The organism is Blastocatellia bacterium, from assembly GCA_016713405.1.
In the GTDB taxonomy this organism is placed as follows: Bacteria; Acidobacteriota; Blastocatellia; order Chloracidobacteriales; family JADJPF01; genus JADJPF01.
In genome coordinates, this window is sequence record JADJPF010000001.1 from 546413 (window position 1) to 570697 (window position 24285).

Below are 24285 nucleotides of genomic sequence, written 5' to 3' on the forward strand. Positions count from 1 at the left end.
TTCCTAAAATTGTATCCTGCAATTTATTTAATGACTTTTATGCATGAACATGATCAAAAACTATTGCTCGTTTGCCATCAGGTAGCTTTTTAGTAAAAGACTCTAGTTGTGCTAATTGCTGACGTGCTTGGAGTTGAAAAGAACGTAAGTCCATAGTTTGACTAATTGAATGTTCTACTAGACTAAGCTCTTTTACTATAGTTCTACACATAGTGGATTGTTCGCAATAAGAAGCACCATCAGGGCCAATAATTTCTTGTTCTGGATAAATATTTTTGTAATACCAAGAGAGCAAAGCGTAGTATTGTAATAAATGTTGATTACTTTGTTTAACCCATTCTCGGCGACTTCTTGCCTGATAAACTAATTGTTCTCTTACTCTTTGGTCACGCTGCAATTCAAGTAAAGCCTTGGTTTCTACTCCAAGCATTCGCCGTTGTTCATTTAATCCAATCATTTCTGTATATTGATAAACAATCCGTTTACCATCAGTGACTGCTTGAATACAATCCAGCATTACACCTACTAGAAAACACTCATGAGCTTCTTCTAAAGTTTTACGACCTTGATCATCTAGCACCACGATATCATTAAATTTTGTTTCGTAACGGTTAATATGAAGTTCTTCCACTAGATGAAGGTTTTGATAATGGAGTTTCATATTTAGAATTTCATCAGCAAAATTTATTGGAATGCCACCTGTTTCATTATAAAAAACAATTTCTGCTGTTTCAGGAAGTGAAAAAATAGAAGGGCTAGGATCGCCTGGCAAAGGAATTTTATTTATTAAGAGTCGCTTTAGCTCTTGTAAATTTGTAGCATCGGCACGTTGAGGAAGCCCAATTAATAAGCGGTTGCGCTCATTGGTTAAGCGAAAACTTCTTTGTTGTCCACCTCCATGAAGCCAAAACTTAGCATTATCATAAACTAGGCGAAGTTGTGCTTCTCGGTCTTCAGTACGCTTAAATTTATCCCATAAAGCTTCTACTACATTAAAATCACGTCCTAAATCAGTAAAAACACTGCCAGTAAGATTAACTATTTGTTCTTCAACGCTGGCTAAACCTTCGGCTGAGACTTTACGCGGCAAATCCATTACAGTAGCACCAAGTTTTTGTAAAACCTGGTCGCCAACATCAGACACTTTTTTACTTGCGCTGTCTGGACTGCCTAAATATTTAGGATAGAATTTTTGTTCTATATCTTCTCGGCTATAAAGTAGCAGGGAAAGTTCTTGGCTTGGGACATCTGAAAAATAGTCGTATTTGGCAAGCAAGCCTTTTTTTAGATTAAGTAAATCGCTACCTAAAGTGTAGATTCTACCAATTAAGCCTTCAGTATTTACTTGACCGCTATCTAGTTTATTAATTGCTCCAATGTGTTTAACTAGCTCATCAACAACATTTGCAGCAGCTAAACGGACGCGACGATGAAGAATATTTTTTAAGTGTTCTTGGACGAGTTTTTCAAAACGAGTAATGTCATAGCGAATAATAATGGATTTGCGCCCATCCCAATTGCTACGACGTTCATGAGTTGCAATTTCAGCTAGCAGAGAATTAATTGCACGAGTAGAACGCTCAATTCGTCGGGCTAGCTCTTCGCTATCTGCTAGAAATTGGGCGCGGTAATTATGGGCCTTGTCAGTAAGAACAAAAGAAACTTGATTTAGCACATCAATAGCATAACCTACGCTTTGATGCTGCTGGTTAATTACTTTAGCTATTTCTCGCTCAACAGCTTGGCGGCCTTGTTCAATTAATTGCTGTTTATTGAAGTGAATAATACGGGCATAATCTCCCCATTGTTGTGGGTCTGGGCTTTTATTTTCAGCTTCTAACTTAACTAATTCGGCTTCTAGGGCTGCGCTAAAGAATTGTTTTAGACTTTGGCGTTTTTGTTCTGGAACGCCGTCTTGAGCTTGTCGGGCGGTTTCACTAGCCCAACGAGAAATTACAGAATCTAAAGAACGACTTTGATTAGAACCATCATCAACTAGCGGACGAAGAAAATCATGGCGTTGTTCAGATGTTCCTTGTCTAGTTGCAGTGCCTTCATAAAGATTTGCTTGGGGCAAAAATTTATCTAAAACATATTGAGTAATAGTACCAGCGTTATAACCAGTCCCAGAAATATTTCCCCATTGATCAACAACTTCTGCCGCTAATTTATAAGCACAAGCTAATTTAATTCTATCTAGCGGGACAGTTACAGAAGCTAAACCAAGGGATGAATAACGACAAATAAACTTTTGGTCAATGATCGTCCGACCATGTTCGTCTAAGTGCTTAAAAGCAAATTCATCAACTAAAAATTGGTCTAGGTTAACTCTTACACCTCGTTTATAACCAGCAAACTCACCTTGGGAAAAATCTTTGAAAATATTGTCAGCTAACATGTTGAAAATCAGCGTTTTAGAGTTTGCATCTACAGTTTTGCCGGCTGTATTCATATTATCAATTAAGTAACAATAATTAAATGCAGGTGGAGCAATATTTCTTTGCATCCTATCGGGCCATTCAACATTAAAATGGTTTTCAAAGCTATAATGCTATAGCTCTTTTAATGCAGCATAACTATTAGCAAAAACTCTTGGAACTTCTGTTCCAAAAAGTTTTGGTAGCACTAAAAAACCAACACTAGTAACAGGTTGACCAGCAAAAATATCTTTGACCAGAAAAGCTACATCTAAAAACATTCCGCTCCCCGTACCACCTGCAACCGAAGAAACCAGGTAAACATTAAAGCGGTTTGAGCCTTCAACTTCCATTCCATGCCGGTCTAGCATTAGCTTCATATTTTCAACATTGCGAATGCGTTCACCTGCTTTTTGAATAGCTTGGCGGATGGTGTGATAATGCTCAAAAAAACCTAACCGGCTATAAGCGCGAATTTGACCTGCTCCCTCGGTCATTGTTCCTAGCTTGTTTAAGCCTTCGTAAAACCAGCTTTTAATATGAGGATATTGGTTTAAGTCATTGGTAATGCGGGCTGTATCAGGAATAATAGCCATTACTTTTTCTGCTTGGGTAAATTTTACCTGGTCAGAAAATAGCCGCGCTCCTACATCTTTTTCTGTTAGGTCTGTATCAATCCACAGGTAATTTATAATAGGGAAGTTTTCTAGCAATCCATATTTTTCAAAAAAACGTTTGCGAATACGTAGTAGTACATCGCCGCCCGTACCACCAACACCAATAATTAAAGTAGGAGTAACTTTAACTTGGGTTAATTTATCAGCCGTTCTTTTACCTTGGATAAGAATCTGATCACTCAAAACTTTTTCCTCTTATGATAAAAATATTGAAAATCTTAAGCTTCACCACGTGCTAGTTTAAGAGCATTACCTGGTTTTAACATCAAAGTACAGCGTGAGACACATACTAGCCGGTTTTTTTGATCTCGAAGTTCTACTTGCCAGACCATTAATTTAGCACCAATATGTACAGGAGTTGCTATGGCTGTAATTGTCCCACGAGAAATAGAGCGTAAATGATTAGCATTTATTTCTACACCAACAGGTATATTTTGGCTTAAATCTGTATTGGCAGCAGCACCAATGGAAGCGGCAGACTCAGCCAAAACAACAGAAACACCTCCATCGCAAAATTCTAGTAAATTGGTGAACATGTTCTGTAACAGCCATAGAAATCACCACGCGTTTTGGATCTATTTCTTCAACCTTAATTCCTAATGTGTCATGTACAGTTTTAACTGAGTGTGATTCTAGTAGTTCTAATAATTGCATGTTTAGTTTTGCCTCTTTAATTTATTTGAAAATTTATATTTTTTAATTACCTGCCTGGTTTGCTGTTTTGCTAGTGGGAGGTAGCCAAGCAGTTCTAAGCTTTAATTGTTCTGTTGAGGGTTCTTGCATTTCTGTAATTTGAAAGCTTGTTTGTTCTTGAGAGCCAACCTTAAGATTAAGGCTTTTTTCCTTGCCTTCTCGTTTAATTCTTACTTTTACTTCTTGGTCAATTTTTCCTGCTAAATATTGGAATACTTCTCTAAGTCGGCGTTGTGGCTCTACTTCATCAATTAATAACAAAATATCACCTTTTAATAATCCTGCTGTTGCTGCTGGAGTGTTAGGAATTACATCTGTAATTTGAATTTCTCCTGTATTGGTTATAGCAGTATTTACACCTAAAACAGGAAATTTTATAGTGTTTTGCTCTAGGCTAAGACCTGCATATTTATAAAATTTTTCATAATGGATTGTTTCAATACCAAAGACATATTTTTGAAAGAAATCTTGATAGTTATTGCTAGTGATATTGCTGATAACTTGGATTAAATCATTGGTAGAAAAACCTTTATTTTTCTTGTAGAAATCTTGGTAAAGTGTGCGCATCACATCATCTAAGCTAGCTTTTCCTTTTGTATCATGACGGATGGATAAATCTAACAAAGCTGCTAAATTAGCTCCTGTTGTATAGTAGGAAATTTCAAAAGCTAGTCTTGTATCATAACCTAGCCAGGTTGATACAGAAGATTCAGCAGGTGATATATATTTATGGGCTTCATTATTTTCTATATTTGTTGCTAGATTAGCTAAAATACCTAAAAAAGTTTTTTGATCATAAATACCAGCACGATACAGGGCCAATGGGCCATAGTAGCTAGTAAAACCTTCAGATACCCATAAAAGGGGAGTTTCATTTTCCTTAGAATAATCATAAGGCCACATTTCTACTGGACGAATTTTTTTTACATTCCAAACATGAAAAAATTCGTGTGAAGCTGTACCAATTAAATTTTCTGGTGTAGTTAACGAACCAGCAGCAGCAAAGGCAACATAAGAATTAGAATGCTCTAAAGCTCCACCTGCATTAGATTCTGGACGTTGAAAAAAGTAAAAATGAATATATTTTTCATAAGGTAAATCACCAAAAATGTCTTTTTGTGCTAATACCATTTTACTTAGCATTTGGACATACTTTTCTGTTTTTTCCTTAGAAAATGTTCCTGCTGGAGTTGCTACAAAATAATGAGGTTTTCCTGCTACTTGAAAACGGGTTAAATCAAATTTTCCAAACTGTGTAGGAGAATCTACTAAAGTGTCATAGTCTGAAGCAGTAAACACTTTTGGGTTAGAAGTTTCTTTTAGTGCTGAAATAATATTCCATCCATCAGGAATATCAAAATGCACTGTTGCAGGCGTGTTTCTTTGCTTACCAACTTGTAAAAATAGTTGAATACCAGTAAAAAAAGCAAAATCTGATGAGATTTTTGCTTGATTAAGTGCTAAAACTGTAGCCTGATAATCAAAATCTATTTTTATAGAGTTAATTTTACTGGTGTTTACTACCCAAGTTTGTTTAAGTGTTCTTTGGTAAGAAACTACTTCGCCTTTGTCATTAGTTACACGAAAGCGTAAAATATTTTTGCCATAATTTTCTATTGTGTACCAACCAGGAGTCCAAACAGGTAGAGAAATCTCTAATTTATCTTGAGAGATATTTTTTACTTCTGTGCTGATATGAAAAAGTTGATTTTCAATACTAGCTAGTTTAACGGTGTAATTTATATCTAATTGTTTGCTTTGAGCATTTGCTAGATTAGGAAAAAAGAAAAATAAACAAAAAACTAAATAAATAAGTGATTTCATAAATCTATCTTCCAATTAAGTTTGTAAAAATTAAAGAAATATATTTATTAGGTATTTGACAGAGAATAGAAATTATAACTTAAAAGCTTGTCTTAGCTAGCATATTTAATATATAGTTAAGCGGATTTATTATTTACTATTTTTCTACTTTGCTTACATATTACTTACAATAAAAATTTATCAAATAAAACATCAATTAGTTAATCTGTTATAAAATCGACAAAAAACTTTTAACTATTCAAAGTCCTTATTAAGAACTAGAGATTATAATAATGCCCCTTGTAGTAGAATAAATTAATTATGGCTACACTAGAAAATAAATCTGTCATAGATGAGCAATTTTTTGATAGTTTAATAGGTAAAGAGTTAAATAATACTTATAAACTAGAGAAAAAAATTGGTGTTGGTGGTATGGGATCGGTTTTTCGTGCTACTGATATTCATTCAGGTGAAGAAGTTGCTATAAAAATAATTTCCCCTAATTTATCCCGTGACTCTGTATTTGTTAAACGCTTTCAAAGAGAAGCACAAATTTGCTGGATGCTATCACACCCAAATATTGTTAAAGTTCATGAATTTGGAGAAACTCCAGAAAAGTTTTTATTTATGGTTATGGAGTTTGTTGATGGTGAACCTTTAGACGATTATTTAGAAGGGAAGTTACCTCTAAAACCAAAACACTGCTTAAAAATTGCTAAACCCTTAGCAGGAGCTTTGGAATTAGCACATATACATAGTATTTTACATAGAGACTTAAAACCTTCTAATGTATTAGTAAAAGAAAAAGGCGATGAGATTATAGTTAAATTAGTAGATTTTGGAATTGTTAAAATGTTGGAATCAGATGGTTTAACAGATTCAAGTAGTTTAACTTTAGTTGGTGAAGTATTTGGTACACCCCATTATATGTCTCCAGAACAATTGATGGAAGATCCTATTGGCCCAATGTCTGATATTTATGCTTTGGGAACTATGGTTTATGAAATGCTTGCAGGGAATTTGCCTATTAATAGTACTAATGTAAATGATATTTTGACCTCAAAGATAAAAAATACGCCTATAGAGCTTTCTAGAAAATATTCTTTTATTCCTGAAGCTTTTGATCCAGTTATAAAAAAGGCTATAGCTTATAATCCAAAAGAACGTTATCAAAGCGCAGACGAATTTATTAGAGCTTTTGAAGAAGTAGTTAATAAATATCCTGATGGACAAATCGAACCTGTTGTTAAAAAAACAAATAGTGAATTTGTTGCTTTTCCTGAACTAACTACAGAAATGTTTGCTCCTGAAACAGAAAAGAAAGAAGTTGTAGAATCTAATGCTGAAGTTACAAATAGAAATTTAACAAATGCAACTATTGATAAAGTTGATAATAAAGTTGATAAAGTCCAACCTCTAATACAACAAACCCCGCAAGTGTTAGAAGTAAAACCAAACGTTATTGTACAGGGAAAAAATACCAACCTAGAAAAAATACTAATTAAAGCTACAATAGTGTTATTATTAGCTATAATAACTTTAATTATTATTTATTTTAGATCAATTTAACTATTAATTTTGTTTTCTTAGAGTGAAAAGCGTTCCTTTTGGTAAGTTAGTTTGCCATGAAATTTCTGCTTCAATTAAGCTAGCTCTCGAAGAAATATTACTTAATCCACGACCAGTTTTTGTTCCTACCTTAAAACCACAACCATCATCAGTTAAAGTAACAATAAATAAATTAGCTTTAGTAATATCAATAGTTAAAGAAACGTTTGTTGCCTGTGCATGACGACAAATATTGCTAATAGCTTCTTGTATAATGCGATATATTTGGATTTGAGTTGCTGAGTCAAAAGTTAATTTATCTTCTAAATCATCACTGCAATTGAATTGATATTCAAATTTTTTATCTTTTGGTAGATGCGCTACAGCTTCGGTTAATGACCATTCTAGGGCTGCGGTTAAACCTACATTAGTTAATACTGATGGGCTAAGGTCTTCACAAATCCTACGAATTTCTGTTGAAATAGACTCTATTTCAACACGAAAAATACTTGAATAAGAGCGGTTTTTATCAATACTTTCTTTTGGTAATTGGTCGGTCATCATTAAAAGTTGGCGCAAGTCTGATAAGGTTTGATCATGAAGGTCGCGGGCAATACGTTGACGTTCGTTTTCTGTCTCGCTTGCAAGTTGGAGACGAGTTTTTGCAAGCTGTTGATTAGCATTAGCTAAAGCTTTGTTGGTACTAAAAAGCTTAACATTTTGGTGATAGCCCCACCAAAGCGCGAGTAAAGCTAAAATAAGTAAAATAGAAAGTGAAAGTGTTGTCCAGGGGAATGGCGACTGGGCAACAGTAAAATATAAAGTGACAGGTTTTGAGTCTATTAAAGTGTTGCTATAGGCGCGAATTTCTATTTTATAAGTACCATGCGAGAGATTTTCTGTTAAAAACTGTGAGTCTTTACTTAATCTTTGTTTAAGAAGCTTTTCTTTACTATCAAAAAGTAAAAATAAATATTGAAATTGTTCTGAAAAAGTACGACTACTAATAGCTGCAACATCTATAACCAAACTATTTTGCGGATAATCTAAGTTTAAGCCCCTAGAAATGCTATCTAAAGGGTAAATTTGGCTGCCTAAAATTCTAGTTAAACGAAGTATAGGAGGAGTTTTTCCTGGTTTATATTCTGCCACTCCTCGATTAGTACCTATCCAAAGTGCTTCTTCATCATTGTTAAGCTCTGAAAAAACGCTAAATACACTATCAGAAGGAATGCCATGTTCATTGCCAAAACGACTATAAGTAATTCCATTCCAATTAGTATTAGTAATCTTAAATAATCCTTTTCCTCGTGTAGCACACCACAAAGAATTATTTTGACTAATATATAATGCCCAAACTTCAATATCTTTAATAATTAGATTTAGTTGATTGTTTTTATATTGGTAAAGTCCATTATCTGTACCAATCCAAAGTTGATTATCTTCTGATAAAATAGCTCGAATTGGATTAGTAGCTAGATTTAATTTGACAGATGTTAGTGCCTGACCATCAAAAAAGAACAAACCAGCATTAGTTGTACCAATCCAAAGTCTATCTTGATCAGCAGATAAGGAGATAACTTCTTTTTCTTTAGACATTTGCTTGTCTAAAGGCCAAATCAGCTTACGTTGATTATTTTCTAAAACTTCTAAACCTTTCTCAAAATTAGCTAAATAAATTTTATTCTTAAATTGACAAATAGCTCTAATTCTTTCATTAGCAACATTTGTGTCATTTATATCTACAAAATTTTCGCTTAGTTGAGCAAATTCTTTATATTTTCCTTCTTTGTCTAAACTACTAGTAAATAAGCCATTAGAAGTACCAATAAATAAATTATTTTCCCATTCATAAACCGAATGAATAGCCCGATTTCCTAACGCTAGAATTTGCTGCCAACCTATATTTTTAATTTCTCTAGTAAATAAACCAGCGTTTGAGCCTGACCAAAGTTGACCATTTGCAGTTTTGTAAAAGATGCGAATAAAATTATTTTGTGCTTGATCAGTTATTTTTTCTCCATGTGGGCTATTAGGATCATAGCGACAAACTCCGCGATCTGTGCCAAACCACATAACTTTTTCACGATCAATAAAAACACTATAAACTTGATTTGATTGCAGTCCACCACCGCTATTTTCAAAAGAAAATCTTTCTACTTCTCGACCATCTCTAAAATGAAATACTCCTTTTTGGTTTGTACCAACCCAAATATCTTCGTCAGATGAAATACTAATATCGCTAACTGTTCCGGTTGTTGCAGTAAGTTTTTGGGCTATGGATAAATTGCTAGTTTCTAATAGTCCGCTATCTTCTTTGCCTGTTTGAGTAGCAAGTAAAATACCATTTTTATTTTTAGCAATTTTCTCTATAAAAAAGCTACGAGGCCGTAAAGGTATTTCTTTTATATCTCTACCAACAATTTTTAATAATCCTCGGCCACGAGTGGAAATTATTAAGGAATTATCCAAAAAAATCGCACTAGTTATTGGTAATGGACTATCTTTAGCAATTTCAAGTAATGGATTATCCTTGGGCCCAATGGTTTTAACCTCTGTTTTAGCTCCATTTAAGCTACAAATAAAAATAACACCTTCTAAACTAGTTAAAATTACTTGGTCAGGCTTTGGATTTATAATAGAAGTTATAGAGTAATTAGCTGTAGGTAAAATAGGTTGAAATTCATTATTAATTAGGCGTACTGCACCTAAATCTGTTCCTATCCATAACTCACCATTTGTAGTTAGAGTTAGGACAGAAACTTTTTCACTAGGAAGACTGCTATTTACTATTTTTTCTGTACGGCGGCCATCATATCTAGCTAAACCGCTATCTGTTCCAAACCATAAGATTCCATCTAAATCTTGAGCAATTGCACGAACATGATTAGAAGGCAATCCATGAAAAAGCGTTATTGCACCCCATTTATGTAAATTAAGTGCGGAAGGAGACAAGACCGGTAATTTTTCTTCTTCCTGTCCATAAGTATAAAGTTTTGTAGTGGTTAGAAAGATAAATAGTAAAAAAAATAGAAATATTACTTGCTGCAATTTTTTTACTAAACTAGATAAACTGCTAAAAGTCATAGCAAAAATTTTAACTACGTTTTTGTTCTTCTGAAAAACGCTTGCGGTCACGATCTAACCAAGCGTCCAAATCTTTAGAGGCTTTTTCTAACTCATCACTATTAATTAACCCTCGTCTTAATGCTTCAAAAAAAGCACGAGTACGCATATTATAAACTAATTTATCATAGGCTTCATTTGGTGTACCTTCAGAAATTGTTACAAATAGCTTTTCATAAAGCGTTGCCAAACGACTTTCTACACCTCTTTGTGATAAGCTACACTTACGAGCAATTGCCCAATTAGATAATCCTAGGGCTAAATAATAAAGTGCTTCTGCTTCAAATTCAGTCAACAAAGGCTGCTTAAAAGAGTCCTTAAATGCAGGATCAATCATATCTGCACCATCTTCTAAAACAGCAGCGATAAAACGTAAAAACCGGGAGTCAGGATTATTTTTATGGATAAATCCATAAGCTGGTGGAGGTTCGACGGCTTTAACTATTTTGCGAATTTCATTGATATAAATTTCATGTGGGAATTGTGTCCAGAAAATAATTCTAGCTGCTGGGAAACTACGCCAAATCGAGCGTGCTGCTTTTACCCCAGAAAGCCCTGGCATTTGAATATCTAAAATACATAAGTTAGGTCTATGTTTTAAGGTTAAAGTAACTGTAGTTTCTCCGTCCGCAGCCTCAAAAATTGGGCCGTTACTGGAAAATTCTCTTTCTAGTAGTTCTCTAAGATAATGTCTTTGTGCAACATTATCTTCTGCAATTAAAATTGACATGTTTTTTAAGATTAAGGTTAAATGTTGAGTGTTTCAAATAAAGTAGCATAAAAATTAGTATCTGACATCTACTTTAAAGAATAGATCTAACTCTAAAATAGTTGAAGTAATTTCTAAGCAATTGTTATTCAAGTAATTAAAATTTATACTATTTTTGGCTTACCTTTAATCCCAGTTTTGCATTGCTTTTTTTTTATAAAAAGTGATACCCTTTAATACCACTAATAACCCTAAGTGCTTAAAGGTTAAAATATAGCAGAATTTTTACTATTATATTTAGCCTAAGTAAATAAGCTAAAAATAAGCCAACTTATTTTTTATAACTTTTAGTAATATTTCTAGTTATGCAAACAGCAACAAATAATTCAATGAGTATTGAAAAAGCACCAACTCGTTTTAATGAAGCAATAGGAATTGTGCTTTTAGCCTTTAGTCTCACGGTGATACTTAGTTTATTTTCTTATGATCCACAAGATCCATCTTGGAATGTAGTTTCTGAGCGTGAACAAGCAGCTAATTGGATTGGTAGTTTAGGTGCTTGGATAGCTGACTTTTTATTTCAAATATTTGGCTTATCTGCCTTTTTAGTGCCAGTGCTGCTAACTACTCTAGGTTGGCGGACTTTACGACTACGAGAGATCAAATTTTACATCGTAGATTTATAGGGTTATTATTGATTCTATTATCAATAGCAGGTCTTTTTAGTCTGCCACAAATGCCTTTTTATCGTGAAAATGTACAATTTGGCGGTGCAGTAGGTACTCTAATAGCACAACTTCTTGAAACTCAACTAAATAAAACTGGCACAGGTATTGCCCTAATAGTTTTGCTAGTATTTGCCTTAATGCTAATTACTGAACTATCTGTTAATGCTGTTCTAGAAAGCACTGGAGTAAAAGCAATGATAAGCGGGTTTAATGCTTTTACTATTTATTTAAGAGAAAAAAATTTAGCGACTAAAGAGAAAGTTTTTGCTATTCGTTCTAGCCGGAAAGAGCATCGTTTAGCACAGAAAAAAGCTAAGGAAGATAGGGAAAAACTCCGTCAACAGCTAAGGCAAGAAGAAGCTCTTAAACGTGAAAAAGAAAGAACATCCCGCTTAAAAGAGGAAAAAATAAAAATTACTGAAGAAAACCTTAGCACTAATGCTATTGAAGTAAATAAAAAATCCCCAATTAACGCCCAAGTTAATGGCAAAATAAAAACTGCTGCTAGTTCTGTTGCAACTATTGAAAACAATAGAGTACCTGTTGCTACAGTGCAAAAAACTGCAAGTGCAGTTGTTGAACCTGTTGGAGTTGTGAGAAATGCAGTAAAACAAAATATTGAAGCAAATAATTTTGTTTATGGTAATAAAGCCCAACCTGATTTAGCAGAATTACATAGATTAGTTTATGGGGATGACCAAAGAATTGAAACTTTAGAGGAGTTTTCCTTAAGTGGCGCACTAGCCCCTTTACCAGATTTAGTAATAAATCAAGCACATATTGTTACTCAAAATGCCGGTGAACCTGTTGTTAATCCTGTTAGAAGACCTAGTGATACTGCCCGTGTCCCTCAACAGCCTGCACGAGTTCCAAAATCACAGCAAGATACAGCACCAGCTATTGCTAAATCAGCTATTGTTCAAAAGAGTTTTGAACAAGAAGAAATCAGTTATTTAGGCAATGATAATAGCAATTCTACTAGTAATGAAAATGGTGAAATTGTAATTAACCGTCGAGTTAATACAGATGAACAAAATATCCCTACTCCTATAGCTTCCAAAGTAGTTTCTAAAGTTTCTAAATCTATTGCTTTTTCTCCTTTGCCAACTTATGAACTTCCTAGTTTTGATATGTTAGCTACACCAGCAGCAAAACAATTTCAAGCCGATGAAGATTTGCGAGAACGCGCCCATGTTCTTGTAGAAAAATTTAAGGAATTTTCTGTCACTGGTGAAGTTACTGCTATTAGTCCTGGGCCAGTTGTTACTACTTTTGAATTTAAGCCAGACCCAGGTGTTAAATATAGTCGTATCACTGGTTTAACCGAAGACCTTTGCCTAGCTTTAGAAGCTGAATCTGTTCGTATTGACCGTATGCCAGGTAAATCTACTGTAGGCATTGAAGTCCCTAATAATAATAGAGAGATAATTTATTTACGTGAAATATTTGAGTCAGATAAATATGAGAATATTACTTCACCTCTAGCATTAGCTTTAGGTAAAAGTATAGATGGAGCAACTTATGTAGCAGACCTAGCAAAAATGCCACATTTATTAATTGCTGGTGCTACCGGAACAGGTAAGTCTGTTTGCTTAAATTCGGTAATTGTTTCACTACTTTATAAAGCTTCTCCAGATGATGTAAAAATGATTATGGTTGACCCAAAACGCCTTGAATTAGGGCTTTATGAGGGAATACCACATTTGTTAACCCCAATTGTGTTAGATCCAAAACGTGCTTCTAACGCCTTGAAATGGGCAGTTGGTGAAATGGAACGACGCTATAAATTACTTGCGGGTTATAGTGTTCGTAATATTGCCCAATATAATCAACAGGTGCGCCAAGAATGGGAAATTATTCCTGCGCTTCATCCTGACCGCTTACGTAAGCCACTGCCTTATATTGTAATTATTATTGATGAATTAGCAGATTTAATGATGGTAGCTTCTAACGATGTAGAAACCTCTATAACTCGACTTGCTCAAATGGCTCGTGCTGTGGGTATTCACCTAATAATTGCTACACAACGTCCTTCTGTAGATGTAATTACAGGTCTTATTAAAGCTAATTTTCCTTCTCGTATATCTTTTAGAGTTTCTTCTAAAGTAGACTCACGAACTATTTTAGATGGTAATGGAGCAGAAACCCTTCTAGGACAAGGCGATATGCTCTTTTTACCACCTGGAACATCTCGCTTAGTTCGGGTACATGGTGCTTATGTAGGTGAAAGAGAGATAGAAGCAATTGTTGACCATATTCGCAGCCAAAGACAGCCAGACTATGACGAAAGTATTCAATCTTCAGAGGATGAAGACGAGTTTGGCGGCGGAATGGGTGAAAAAGACGAGTTTTTTGATGATGCCGTGCGAGTAGTTTGTCAAATGGGTAAAGCTTCAACCTCAGTTTTACAACGTCGTTTGCGTATTGGCTATGGTCGGGCTGCTGCAATTATTGATATGATGGAGCGTGAAGGCTTAGTTGGCCCACCTGATGGAAGTAAACCACGTGTAGTAAAACAAAGTGCTTATGATTACATAGAACGCCTAGATCAAATGAAAGAGGAATAACTTTCTAATGAGTAGTTTTATTGATGATAAAAAGTTAATGGATTATTTAAGGGATGAAGTTGTAACAATAGGCGATCCTTTACTAAGAGAACCTACAAAACAAATTACTAACCTAAAAGAAGCTGAAGAACTTTGTAATTTGATGGTTGAGAAAGTTAGAGAGCTAAAAGGGGCCGGACTTGCTGCTAATCAAATTGGAGTTCCAGCACGAATTTTTGTTGCTGAACTTAGGAAAAATGAGCTTTTTCCAAACCGTCCAGAATCTCCCCTCTACATAATGATAAACCCAGAAATTATTAGCACTTCTAAGGAAATGATTGAAGGTTGGGAAGGTTGTTTTAGCGTGCCAAATATGGTTGGTCTAGTCCCTCGTCATGAGTCAATTACAGTAAAATACCTTACTTTAGACGGAATTGAGCATCAAGAAACTTTTTCAACACATCTAGCCCGCACTATTCAACATGAAGTTGACCATTTAGACGGAATAATTTACTTTGAAAGAATGAAAGATCTAAGTAAACTGATGACAAAAAACCATTTTGTGCAATCTATGACACAAAAAAGCTAAGGTAAAATTGCTATAAAAAGTTTAATGTGGAGGGTTAAAAGATGTCTGACGAAAATAAAATTCAAATGGCCCAACAAATTGCAGGCGACGTAGTAACAGCAACAGCCGAAGTAGTAGCAGATCCAGTAATAGAAACTGTTATAGATACAGTGGTTGACACTGTTGTAGAAACAGCCTCAGCCGTAGCCGAAGCAATAATAAGCAATATAGTCTAACTTAATTTATTGGCACGTTCTCTTAACTCTACACGGCGAATTTTCCCGCTAATTGTTTTAGGAAGATCCTCAACAAACTCTATTTCTCTAGGGTATTTATAAGGTGCTGTTATATGTTTAACAAAATCTTGTAAAGTTGTAGCTAGAGCATCAGATTTTTCTACACCAGATTTAAGCACTACATAAGCCTTAACAATTTGTCCTCTTTGACTATCAGCTTTTCCAACTACAGCAGTTTCTAAAACGCTAGGATGCTCAACCAAAGCACTTTCTACTTCAAAAGGGCCAATTCTATAACCAGCACTGATAATTACATCATCAGCCCGGCCAATAAACCATAAATAGCCGTCTTGATCACGAAAACCACGATCTCCTGTAATATACCAATCACCTCGAATAGAATTATTTGTAGCTTCTGAGTCATTCCAATACTCTTGAAATAGTCCAACAGGGCGAACAGGCTTAAGTTTTACTCCAATATCTCCTTCCTCATGGTCTTGAGCAATATTTCCATCTTTATTAATAATATCTACAACAAAGCCTGGGGCAGATTTACCCATTGAACCAGGTTTTATTGTTTGGCCAGGAAATGTTCCTACTAGTAAACAAGTTTCTGTTTGTCCATAACCTTCACGAATCATTAAAGAAGTTTTTTGCTGCCAAATATCTATAATTTCTGGGTTTAGTGGCTCACCTGCACTAACACAACTTCGTAGGGAGGTTAAATTATATTTTTCAAAATCTGCTGTCACCAACATTCGGTAAGCTGTTGGTGGAGCGCAAAAACTAGTAATGTTATGTGTAGCTAGTAATTCTAATGTTAATTCAGGAGCAAATTTTCCTTTTCCATTATGAACAAAAAGTGTTGCTCCACAGTTCCAAGGGCCAAAAAGACTACTCCAAGCAGCTTTTGCCCATCCTGTGTCGGATAAATTCCAATGCAAGTCTTGGGGTTGTAAATCTAGCCAATAACGACCAGTAACTTGATGACCTATTGGATAACTGCTATGTGTGTGAAGTACCATTTTAGGATAACCAGTTGTCCCGCTAGTAAAATAAAGTAGTAGTGGGTCATCCTGGCGAGTTTTTTCTAACGGAATAAATTTTATTTTGGAGATTGCTATTAGTTCATCATAGCTATACAAATTATCTTGTGTTCCACCAACTAATAAAAAGTTTTTTACTTCTTTTAACTGATCACGTACAGAATCAAACTTAGTAAAATTATCTAGATCAGTAATTACAGTTGTTGCTTCAGCCATTTGGACACGATAAACAATATCTTTGCTTGTTAGCTGTGTGGTAGCAGGCATAAAAACAACGCCTAATTTTATCATTGCTAGCACTAGTTCCCACCATTCAGGAATTTTAGCAAGTAGCAGCAAGACCTTATCACCTTTTTTTAAGCCTAGAGATTCTAATAGGTTAGCTGCTTGATTAGATCGATCTTTAAAATATTCATAAGAAAGTTTTTTTGTTGTCTGGTTGTCTTCATCCACCCAAATCATAGCTAATTTTTCAGGGTCTTTTGCAAATGAGTCAAAAACATCAAAAGCAAAATTAAAATATTCTGGGATTTGCCAAGTAAACTGTTGATATGTGGTTTGATAGTCACCAATGTTGCTCATAAGTAAGTTTCCTAGAGTGTATTATTTTATTTGTTGTTCCCAAGCTTTAGCATATTTAAGAAAAACATAGTAAGCGGCAAAATAAGCGATAATTATTCCAGCAAAGCCATCTAAAAAACCTAGTCTCCAAAAATAGCTGCGAAATGTTGCAATAACAGGGCGTAGCAGCAAGTCTAATGAACTAACCTTTTTACCTCGAGAAACTAAATCATTAGCAGCTAAACTAGTATAACTATTTAAGCGGTTATGGTGAGCCGCCAGACTTTGAATAGAATAATGTGATAATTTAGCTTTTAATTTACCAACATTTCCATTAACTTTTACTGATTCATGGACAAACTGCCCTTGCCAAAAGCCTTTGCCACGACGATAAAGCCTTAATTGATAATCTGGCGACCAACCAGAATGATAAATAGCTTTGTTTAAGTAATAATTTTGACGGCTTAAGTAAAATCCATCATAGGTATTATTTTGGTCATAAATAACTTTTTGAATCTCTTTAGCAAGCTCTATTGTAACTTGCTCATCGGCATCAATGCTTAATATCCAGTCAGAAGTAGCTTGTTCAGAGGCAAATTGTTTTTGTGCTGCATAGCCGGGCCAAGAGTTAATAATTACTTTATCTGTAAACCGGTTAGCTAGTTTGATGGTGTTATCTGTGCTGTTAGAATCTACTACAATAATTTCATCAGCCCATTTTACAGACTCAAGAGCAGCAACAATATTTTTTTCTTCATTATAAGTAATAATGGTGACAGAAAGAGTCATAGCAATTAGAAAAGAGTTAAAACAATCTAAGAAAATAAATAAGGGCTGAGTTTATCCCAGCCCTTATTTTAAGAACAAGTTATTTTTATTAACTATGGTAGATTGTTTGCCATTACTCTTTGAAGGTCTGCTCTAGCTTTGTTGTAATCAGTTTTAGCACGTAACTCATTACCACGAGCAACAGAAAGTTCATTTTGACGTTGTAGGACAAAAAATGTTGTGGAAAGACCCGCCTCAAATTTTTGTTTTTCCCCTCTATATTGTTCTTCTGCTGCTTTTACAGAAGCACGTGCTGCTTCAACACGTTGTAGGGAAGAATCAACTGCCTGAAGCGCATTGCGAACATCAGCCATAATGGTTAGCACCATTTGACGTTTTTGGTTATCTAATTGTCTTGCAACTACTTCTGTACGGCCTAAACTAGCTTGTACTGCACGGTTTTTGTAAGGGAAGGTAATTGAGATACCGCCTTGATAGCTACGAAACTTAAATAAGTTAACAAGAGATTGACCAATGCCACCATCAAATTCAGTGCCATTTAATGAAGGAAAACCTGGAATAGCAGTAGCAGGTTGACCAGCTAAACCTTGAGCAGTAAATGTTCCTGTTATATCCACTTGGGGTTTAAGTTGATTTTTGAAAAATTCTTTGTCTATATCATTTAATTCGCCTTGTAGTTGAAGTTGTTTTAATTCTGGACGACGATCCATTGCAATACCAATAGCAGCATTTAGATCTATTTTTTCACCAGACACATCAATAATATCTGTAGGGATTATTTGATAATTCATTAAATCGCTAAGAGGGTCATCTATTACTAAGAGTTTTAAGGCATTTTCAGCTTGGGTAATAGGTACTAAGGCAGAAATAGCAGCGTCTTTACGGCGTTCAAGCTCAGCTTGGGCAGAAACAATATCAATTGGTGCCGCAGTACCAGCTTTGACCTGGATTTCGTTATTCTGTAGTTGTACAGCAGCAAGCTCTACAGAATCGCGTTGAATTTCTGCATTTTTAATTGAAAATGCGAGATCGTAATAAGAAGATTGAACACGAGCAATTAAGTCTACAAGTCTTTGTCTAAAAGCAACATCAGCTAGGTCTAATCGTTTCTTTAAGGATTTAATATTACGGCTACTTTGATTAATTTTATAATTTCTTAGTATTGGTTGACGGAAAGTCATTTCAAATCTTGGTTGGTAAACTGGGCTTAAGCCGGATGAATTACTATTAGTTGAAGTGCGGGTAGTAGAAAAAGTGGCATCTCCTGTAGCACCGCTATTAAATAGTTTAGTAGCATTTACCCCAAAGTTAAGATTTTGAAAACTTACTGAATTTGATCCAACACCAACGTTAAAAGGGTTAGCTGAAGGAACATTATTACGAGAATATAAAAGGCTACCACCAACTACAGGATCAAAAACTCCATATGCGCCTTCTAAATCAAATTGAGCAAGCTTAATGTTATCTTGATCATTTTTAATACCTAAGTTATGTTCCAGTACCATAGTGACAGCATCAGCTAAAGAAAGAGGCATTACTTTGCTTGGGTCAACTCCAGTTCGTAAGGTTGGTAAATCAACTTTAGGGGTGGGTGGTTGTTGTGGGGTTGGAGTATTGTTTTGAGTTTGGTTATCTTGAGTAATTGTTACAATACCGCTGCCTTCTGATGGCCCTTGAGCTTTAGTAATAGGAGTAAAATTACTAAGTATTAAAGTTAACATTCCATAGCTGACTATCTGCTTATGCCAAGACATGTATGATTTCTCCTAAATTAATGTTAGTTGAAGCTAACAAAATGATTAAATAATAGAAATAAAGAATTATTTTTGATTGATGTTTCTCGCGCTTTATACGCACAGCCATTTTTTGTAGTTTCAACAAATTTCTGTTTATCCGTCAAGTATATTTGTCTAACTACCTTCTGACAATAGTAGACTTGGCAAACTAAAACCAGTATGCTCCACTTTAACAGTTAATTACCTGTAATTTCACTAGTTTTTAGAGGAAATATTTATGTATGAAGTAATGATTGAAACTGAGTTTTCATCAGCACACGCGCTACGCAACTATCATGGAAAATGTGAAAACTTGCATGGTCATAATTGGAAAGTAGAGGTTTATGTTAGAGGAACAAAATTAGATGAAACAGGTTTATTGATCGACTTTAAAGAGTTAAAAACAGCTACCAAGCAAATAATGGATAAAATAGATCATAAAGTGTTAAATGAAATTCCACCTTTTGATGAAGTTTGTAACCCTTCTTCAGAAAATATTGCTCGATATGTTTTAGAAGAACTAGCTCCAAAAATAAACAATGTTAATAGAATTGTTTACAAAGTACGTGCATGGGAAACACCTTTTACTGCTGCTAGTTATCAAATTCCTGAAGAAAAATAAAAAGTAGCCTATTTAAGGCTACTTTTATAGATGTTTTACTTAGCGTAAACTCTTTTAATTTATAAAAATTTTAATGCTTCTTCAGGATGACTGCTAGCATCTACTTTACCAAATGAATGTGCAATTTTGCCGTCTGGCCCAATTAAATAAGAAATTCTTTTTGCATTAGCTGCCTGCGCATCATCACAAGCACCATAGGCGAGTCCTATTTCTCTTTTAGTATCACAAAGTAGAGGAAAGTTATATTCATATTTTTCTGCAAATGCTAGATTTTCTTCTACAGTATCAAAACTTACCCCTAAAATTTGAGCATTTTTCTTTTCAAATTCAGGTAGACGATCACGAAATCCGCATCCTTCGCGAGTACAACCTGGAGTATCTGCTTTTGGGTAAAACCAAAGAAGTACAGATTTTCCCTTATAATCAGAAAGTTTAAGCTCTTGACCTGTGTGAGACTTAACACAAAAATCAGGGGCCACATCACCAACAGAAAGATTTCCCATACTAACTCCTTAACCAAGAAATTTACTTAATACATAGTACAATAATTTATATTTTGAAAAGTTTATAGCTTATTGAGATAAGAAATTCTAGTAAAAGCTCCTAAGATTAACCTAATGATTTAGATTATTATTACTTTTACAATGATTTAGAGATTATAAAATAACTAAGATGAGGTGAGTTTTAAGGCTTGTTTTATTAGGTTAGTAGGAGGTATAAGAAAACTATTTACTTTATTTAGTAATTATTCAGCATTATATAAAACAATTTTCATACAAAATTTTGGCCCTAGACGAAGTTGATCACCTGAATTTATTTTTGATCTTGTAATACGAGACTCATTAATAAAAGTACCATTAAGGGAAGTGTCAAATATTTCTGCTGTTCCATCAGTATGAATCACTACAGAACAATGAAGACGTGAAAGCATTCTTTCTTCATCATAAATAACAATATCATTATCTGTAAAACGGCCAATTGTATTGCAACCTATTTTTAATCGATGGAGAGCAGTTCCTGTCATTAGAACAAAACCTGAGTCATTAGGAGAAGCAAATTGAGGTTCTTCAACAATAACTTAACCAACAGGTACTTCAGGATATTGATGTGATAAGGTTATGGTTTGTGTCCCAATAGTTTGTAGCATCAAATCACGCATCACTCGAAACTGTTCTTGTCTTAAACCGTTAAGGTGTGAGCTATCTAGTCTTTCGTAAATATCCATAAATCCTCTTAAATAAAAGCCAAGTTTATTGTTTACATGACTACAAAACTACTTTAACTATTTTGACACATTGACTTTTGATTATAAGCTTGGAAGAAGAGATTTGCAATTTTAAGATTACAATATAGTTACTAGTTATTGAGCTAATTCACTTTTTTCAACAGGTGAAATTACTTCCGTAAGATCTTCTAATTCATCAGATAAGTCTGTGTCTTCTGCTGTTTCTGATAGTAGCAGGGTATTGGATTCATTGGGGTTAGCAAAAATATCACCTTCAAACATAGCTAATATGGCAGTAACATTGTCATCTGCTGTTAGGTCATTAGCCGTAGTAATTAATTGTTGTGAAGCAGTGATAACATCTTTATTTTTAAGAATAATTTCTAGTATTGTTTCTTCTGGTAAATTTTTACTTAATCCATCTGAGCAGAGTAGCAGACGGTCATCTTGAGCTAGTTCTAAGCTAGTTACTACAGGAACAACTGAACCTTTTGCTCCTAGAGATTGCAAAACAACATTACGGTAAGGATGTATTTTGGCTGTATTTGGGGTAATAATTCCTCCATCAATTAGCATTTGTACCATTGATTGGTCTCTAGTAATTTGTCTAATTGTTTCCCCACGAACTAAATAACAGCGGGAATCACCTACTTCAACAATATAAACTTGTGGCGGTACTATCCAGGCGGCAGTTAAAGTGCTTGCCATACCAGCAATACTAGGGTTACGGTTGGATTGTTGCCAGATCATTTCATTAGCTGTAGTTGCTGCTTGAATTAATATATCTCCAATCCCTAAGTTATTATTATACTTAGAAAAAATTTCTGTTTGAAAAATATCTACTGCTAATTTTGCTGCTACACCACCTCGACCATCACCACCTGATCCATCACATACTACAAGTAAAAAACCTGTATTACCTACTTCTCCTTTATAAGTCTCAAAAGTATCTTTTGTAGCAATATTCAATATGGCAAAGCGATCTTCATTTAATTTGCGTACTTTACCTATATCACTAAGACCATGAATTGTTATAAAAGCAGATGGGTTTGCATTCACAGGGTTCATTTTTATATTTTGTGGGTAAGGCGAGTTACCTAGAAAGATTTAGTTTTCCTATTATAACGACATACTCTAGTAAAGTATATTTCTATATCATAATTTGTACTAAATTTTATTTTTGATGTAACTAAATATTTAATTAACAAATCCATAATTAGCTAGCTAAAATCAAAAACTTATAGTTCAAAAACTCATAATTTATAGGAGGTAATATTACTTATACTTTATTCTTAGTATATTTGATTAAAAACAGGAAAAAAATATTTTGATATTGTGGATCAACAATAAATATTTTCTATAGTTACTAATTTTTCTAAAATTTTAAAATTTAATTTTGTTCTTGGTTTTCTCCTTGTTGTTGTGGAGGAGTAGTTGTCAATAATGGTTGTGGAGGAGGCATAAAAATAAATAGCCATTTGTTATAATTTACTTCCTTGCCATATAAACGCCGAAAAGCCTTGCGTTTACTACTACTTACAACACCAATTATTGGACGACTAGAATCATCAATGTTTTCAAAAGCATTATTTCGTGTAAAAGTACTAGTTGAATCTACTCCTAGAGAACCTTGAACATTATTATTAGAAACTCCATTAGATGGAATAGTGTTTGGTTTTTCCTTATCGTCATCCTCATCATCCTCGTCGTCGTCCTCGTCATCCTCGTCATCATCCTCGTCATCATCCTCTTCTTCTTCTTTGTCAGTATTACCATCTAAACCATTTTGATCACCATTGGTTGTAGTAAAACCAGCGAGTTGTAAGTAATTTGGTGGAATCTGTTGTTTGTTATATTCTGCCCAAGCTTTTAAGTAATCTAAAATACGTGGATCACCTGCACGAACAGGAAGCCATTCACCATCTCCAGCTAAAATATCCTTCATAGCGAATTTACGTACATAGATTACCTTTTTGCCATTTAATGTTGCAAGTTTTCCTAAATCTTCTAATTTAGTAGGAAAGGGTGCGCCTAACTGTAAAGGAAGCAAAATGCCAAAGTGATTGAATTTAGCAATAGCTCTAGCCATCTCGTCACCACGAAAGATGAACTCTTCTTCTTTACTACGCATTATTTCTGCCTGATAAGTATCTATAGAGCTAGCTAAGATCATTGAAGTAATACCTATTACTATAACCAAACCTAATAAAGAATATCCCTTATTATTTTTTTTAATTATTTTAATTAAGTATTTGAGCATATTTTATTTCTTCTTTTCTTTATTTTCTCGCATAACTGCACGTTTTTCCCACAACTCTTTACTAGTCATAGGTTTATCCGATCGGACAAATAAATTTGTTTCTATTTTATTGTTGATTTTTTCTTCGATTTTTTTTGGTGTTTCAGCAATTAATTGTTTTTCAACAGAAGGCAATTTAGGTTGCTTTCCTTTTTGTAAACGGTGTTTTAAGTTTAGCTCTAGATCCTCAACAATTAAAAAATCACCTTCTAAAGAAACAAGTTGCCACTTTTCTTTTATTGTTTCGCCAACACTTGTAATTATCTGATTTTTTCCAAAGGTTAAAATAATCTTACTGGTATTTTCGTCAGAAATTGTTCCAACAAAAACAAAGTCTGGAGCAGAAGATTTTTCTATTTCTAAATATATAGCATTAGAACTTACATTATTTTCTTTAACTTCTATTGATAGTTTTCCTAGTTTAGAGACTAGGTTAACAGGTAAAAAACTTCTAGCTCTGTTGGACTAATAAAATTAAATTTTGCTAGCTCATTTTGAACATAAACTTGAGTTTTATTAGTAAAATTTAAGCCTTTAAGTAAAATAGTTATAGATTTATTTTGTTGGTATATTTTGTTAGGCGAAATTTCAACTAATGTTATAAATTTTGTTTTATTTTCAAATTTACCTGCAACTGGCAAAATATTTTGGTCAGAAGTGTTTTGAAATAAATTACGGCCAATTAATAAGGGAGGCCTTTCTGCCTCTTCTATTTGATCTATTGCTGAGAATTTATTTACTATGTCTACGGATTTAATTAAACGCTTATTATCTATTTCTATTTGTGAAGAAGTTTTTTCTAAAATTTTTTTATCTTCAACCTTTTTATTGGTAAATATTTGATAACATAACAATACTGCTAGAAATAACAGTGTTACTTTTAAGAAATTATATATATTTTTACTCTTTTTCCACAT

At 34.1% G+C, this 24285-nt stretch carries 21 protein-coding genes and 2 pseudogenes; 7 read left to right on the plus strand and 16 right to left on the minus strand.

Annotated elements, in window-relative coordinates:
- Window positions 1-37: 37 nt before the first annotated feature.
- From IPK14_02325 to IPK14_02340, 4 genes and pseudogenes are all read right to left on the minus strand, one after another.
- The gene (locus IPK14_02325; protein ID MBK7992274.1) at window positions 38-2506 is read right to left on the minus strand and encodes a hypothetical protein; all 2469 of its coding nucleotides are present in this window, start codon (window positions 2504-2506) and stop codon (window positions 38-40) included.
- A gap of 45 nt (window positions 2507-2551) precedes the next feature.
- Entirely contained in the window at window positions 2552-3277 is a 726-nt protein-coding gene (locus IPK14_02330; protein ID MBK7992275.1) for a hypothetical protein, read from the minus strand.
- Between the two features lie 35 nt (window positions 3278-3312).
- A pseudogene (locus IPK14_02335) lies at window positions 3313-3748 on the minus strand (PaaI family thioesterase).
- Window positions 3749-3790: 42 nt separating this feature from the next.
- A complete protein-coding gene (locus IPK14_02340; GenBank protein MBK7992276.1) occupies window positions 3791-5611 on the minus strand; it encodes a M61 family metallopeptidase in 1821 nt (606 codons plus the stop codon).
- 300 nt (window positions 5612-5911) lie between these two features.
- Here IPK14_02340 and IPK14_02345 point away from each other — a divergent pair, with 300 nt between their 5' ends.
- Complete coding sequence (locus tag IPK14_02345; protein ID MBK7992277.1) at window positions 5912-7159, plus strand: serine/threonine protein kinase; 1248 nt, start codon at window positions 5912-5914, stop codon at window positions 7157-7159.
- A 3-nt stretch (window positions 7160-7162) separates the two neighbouring features.
- Here the strand turns inward: IPK14_02345 and IPK14_02350 are convergent, their stop codons facing one another.
- Window positions 7163-10225 carry a hypothetical protein gene (locus IPK14_02350; protein MBK7992278.1) on the minus strand — a complete coding sequence of 1021 codons (3063 nt, stop codon included), beginning with the start codon at window positions 10223-10225 and terminating at the stop codon, window positions 7163-7165.
- A gap of 10 nt (window positions 10226-10235) precedes the next feature.
- Entirely contained in the window at window positions 10236-10994 is a 759-nt protein-coding gene (locus IPK14_02355; GenBank protein MBK7992279.1) for a response regulator transcription factor, read from the minus strand.
- 344 nt (window positions 10995-11338) lie between these two features.
- Here IPK14_02355 and IPK14_02360 point away from each other — a divergent pair, with 344 nt between their 5' ends.
- The 5 genes and pseudogenes from IPK14_02360 to IPK14_02380 all read left to right on the plus strand — a co-directional run bounded on the left by IPK14_02360 (window position 11339) and on the right by IPK14_02380 (window position 15051).
- Window positions 11339-11659 (plus strand): DNA translocase FtsK 4TM domain-containing protein, encoded by a 321-nt coding sequence (locus IPK14_02360; protein MBK7992280.1) that lies wholly within the window; start codon window positions 11339-11341, stop codon window positions 11657-11659.
- A pseudogene (locus IPK14_02365) lies at window positions 11551-11886 on the plus strand (DNA translocase FtsK 4TM domain-containing protein). The gene IPK14_02360 and the pseudogene IPK14_02365 overlap by 109 nt, the downstream one beginning before the upstream one ends.
- Window positions 11887-11895: 9 nt before the next feature.
- Window positions 11896-14268, plus strand: coding sequence for a hypothetical protein (locus tag IPK14_02370; GenBank protein ID MBK7992281.1), 2373 nt, complete (start codon window positions 11896-11898; stop codon window positions 14266-14268).
- Between the two features lie 7 nt (window positions 14269-14275).
- Entirely contained in the window at window positions 14276-14836 is a 561-nt protein-coding gene (def, locus tag IPK14_02375) for a peptide deformylase (protein MBK7992282.1), read from the plus strand.
- A gap of 41 nt (window positions 14837-14877) precedes the next feature.
- Window positions 14878-15051, plus strand: a complete 174-nt coding sequence (locus tag IPK14_02380) for a hypothetical protein (GenBank protein MBK7992283.1) — start codon at window positions 14878-14880, stop codon at window positions 15049-15051.
- Here the strand turns inward: IPK14_02380 and IPK14_02385 are convergent.
- From IPK14_02385 to IPK14_02395, 3 genes are all read right to left on the minus strand, one after another.
- A complete protein-coding gene (locus IPK14_02385; GenBank protein MBK7992284.1) occupies window positions 15048-16679 on the minus strand; it encodes an acyl--CoA ligase in 1632 nt (543 codons plus the stop codon). The two genes, IPK14_02380 and IPK14_02385, sit on opposite strands and share 4 nt — an antisense overlap.
- Window positions 16680-16700: 21 nt before the next feature.
- On the minus strand, window positions 16701-17447 hold the full coding sequence (locus IPK14_02390; GenBank protein MBK7992285.1) for a glycosyltransferase family 2 protein: 747 nt from the start codon (window positions 17445-17447) through the stop codon (window positions 16701-16703).
- A gap of 92 nt (window positions 17448-17539) precedes the next feature.
- Window positions 17540-19201: a TolC family protein gene (locus tag IPK14_02395; protein ID MBK7992286.1), complete on the minus strand. Its 1662-nt coding sequence runs from the start codon at window positions 19199-19201 to the stop codon at window positions 17540-17542.
- 259 nt (window positions 19202-19460) lie between these two features.
- On the opposite strand from IPK14_02395, the gene queD reads away from it, so the two are divergent.
- On the plus strand, window positions 19461-19844 hold the full coding sequence (queD, locus tag IPK14_02400) for a 6-carboxytetrahydropterin synthase QueD (GenBank protein ID MBK7992287.1): 384 nt from the start codon (window positions 19461-19463) through the stop codon (window positions 19842-19844).
- Window positions 19845-19903: 59 nt separating this feature from the next.
- Here the strand turns inward: queD and IPK14_02405 are convergent, their stop codons facing one another.
- From IPK14_02405 to IPK14_02435, 7 genes are all read right to left on the minus strand, one after another.
- A complete protein-coding gene (locus IPK14_02405; protein MBK7992288.1) occupies window positions 19904-20347 on the minus strand; it encodes a peroxiredoxin in 444 nt (147 codons plus the stop codon).
- 242 nt (window positions 20348-20589) lie between these two features.
- Window positions 20590-20868, minus strand: coding sequence for an FHA domain-containing protein (locus tag IPK14_02410; protein MBK7992289.1), 279 nt, complete (start codon window positions 20866-20868; stop codon window positions 20590-20592).
- A gap of 54 nt (window positions 20869-20922) precedes the next feature.
- Window positions 20923-21069: a hypothetical protein gene (locus IPK14_02415; GenBank protein MBK7992290.1), complete on the minus strand. Its 147-nt coding sequence runs from the start codon at window positions 21067-21069 to the stop codon at window positions 20923-20925.
- Window positions 21070-21204: 135 nt separating this feature from the next.
- A complete protein-coding gene (locus IPK14_02420; GenBank protein ID MBK7992291.1) occupies window positions 21205-22128 on the minus strand; it encodes a serine/threonine-protein phosphatase in 924 nt (307 codons plus the stop codon).
- Between the two features lie 331 nt (window positions 22129-22459).
- The gene (locus IPK14_02425) at window positions 22460-23329 is read right to left on the minus strand and encodes a hypothetical protein (protein MBK7992292.1); all 870 of its coding nucleotides are present in this window, start codon (window positions 23327-23329) and stop codon (window positions 22460-22462) included.
- A 3-nt stretch (window positions 23330-23332) separates the two neighbouring features.
- Window positions 23333-23503, minus strand: coding sequence for a hypothetical protein (locus IPK14_02430; GenBank protein ID MBK7992293.1), 171 nt, complete (start codon window positions 23501-23503; stop codon window positions 23333-23335).
- A gap of 293 nt (window positions 23504-23796) precedes the next feature.
- The gene (locus IPK14_02435; protein ID MBK7992294.1) at window positions 23797-24285 is read right to left on the minus strand and encodes an IPT/TIG domain-containing protein; all 489 of its coding nucleotides are present in this window, start codon (window positions 24283-24285) and stop codon (window positions 23797-23799) included.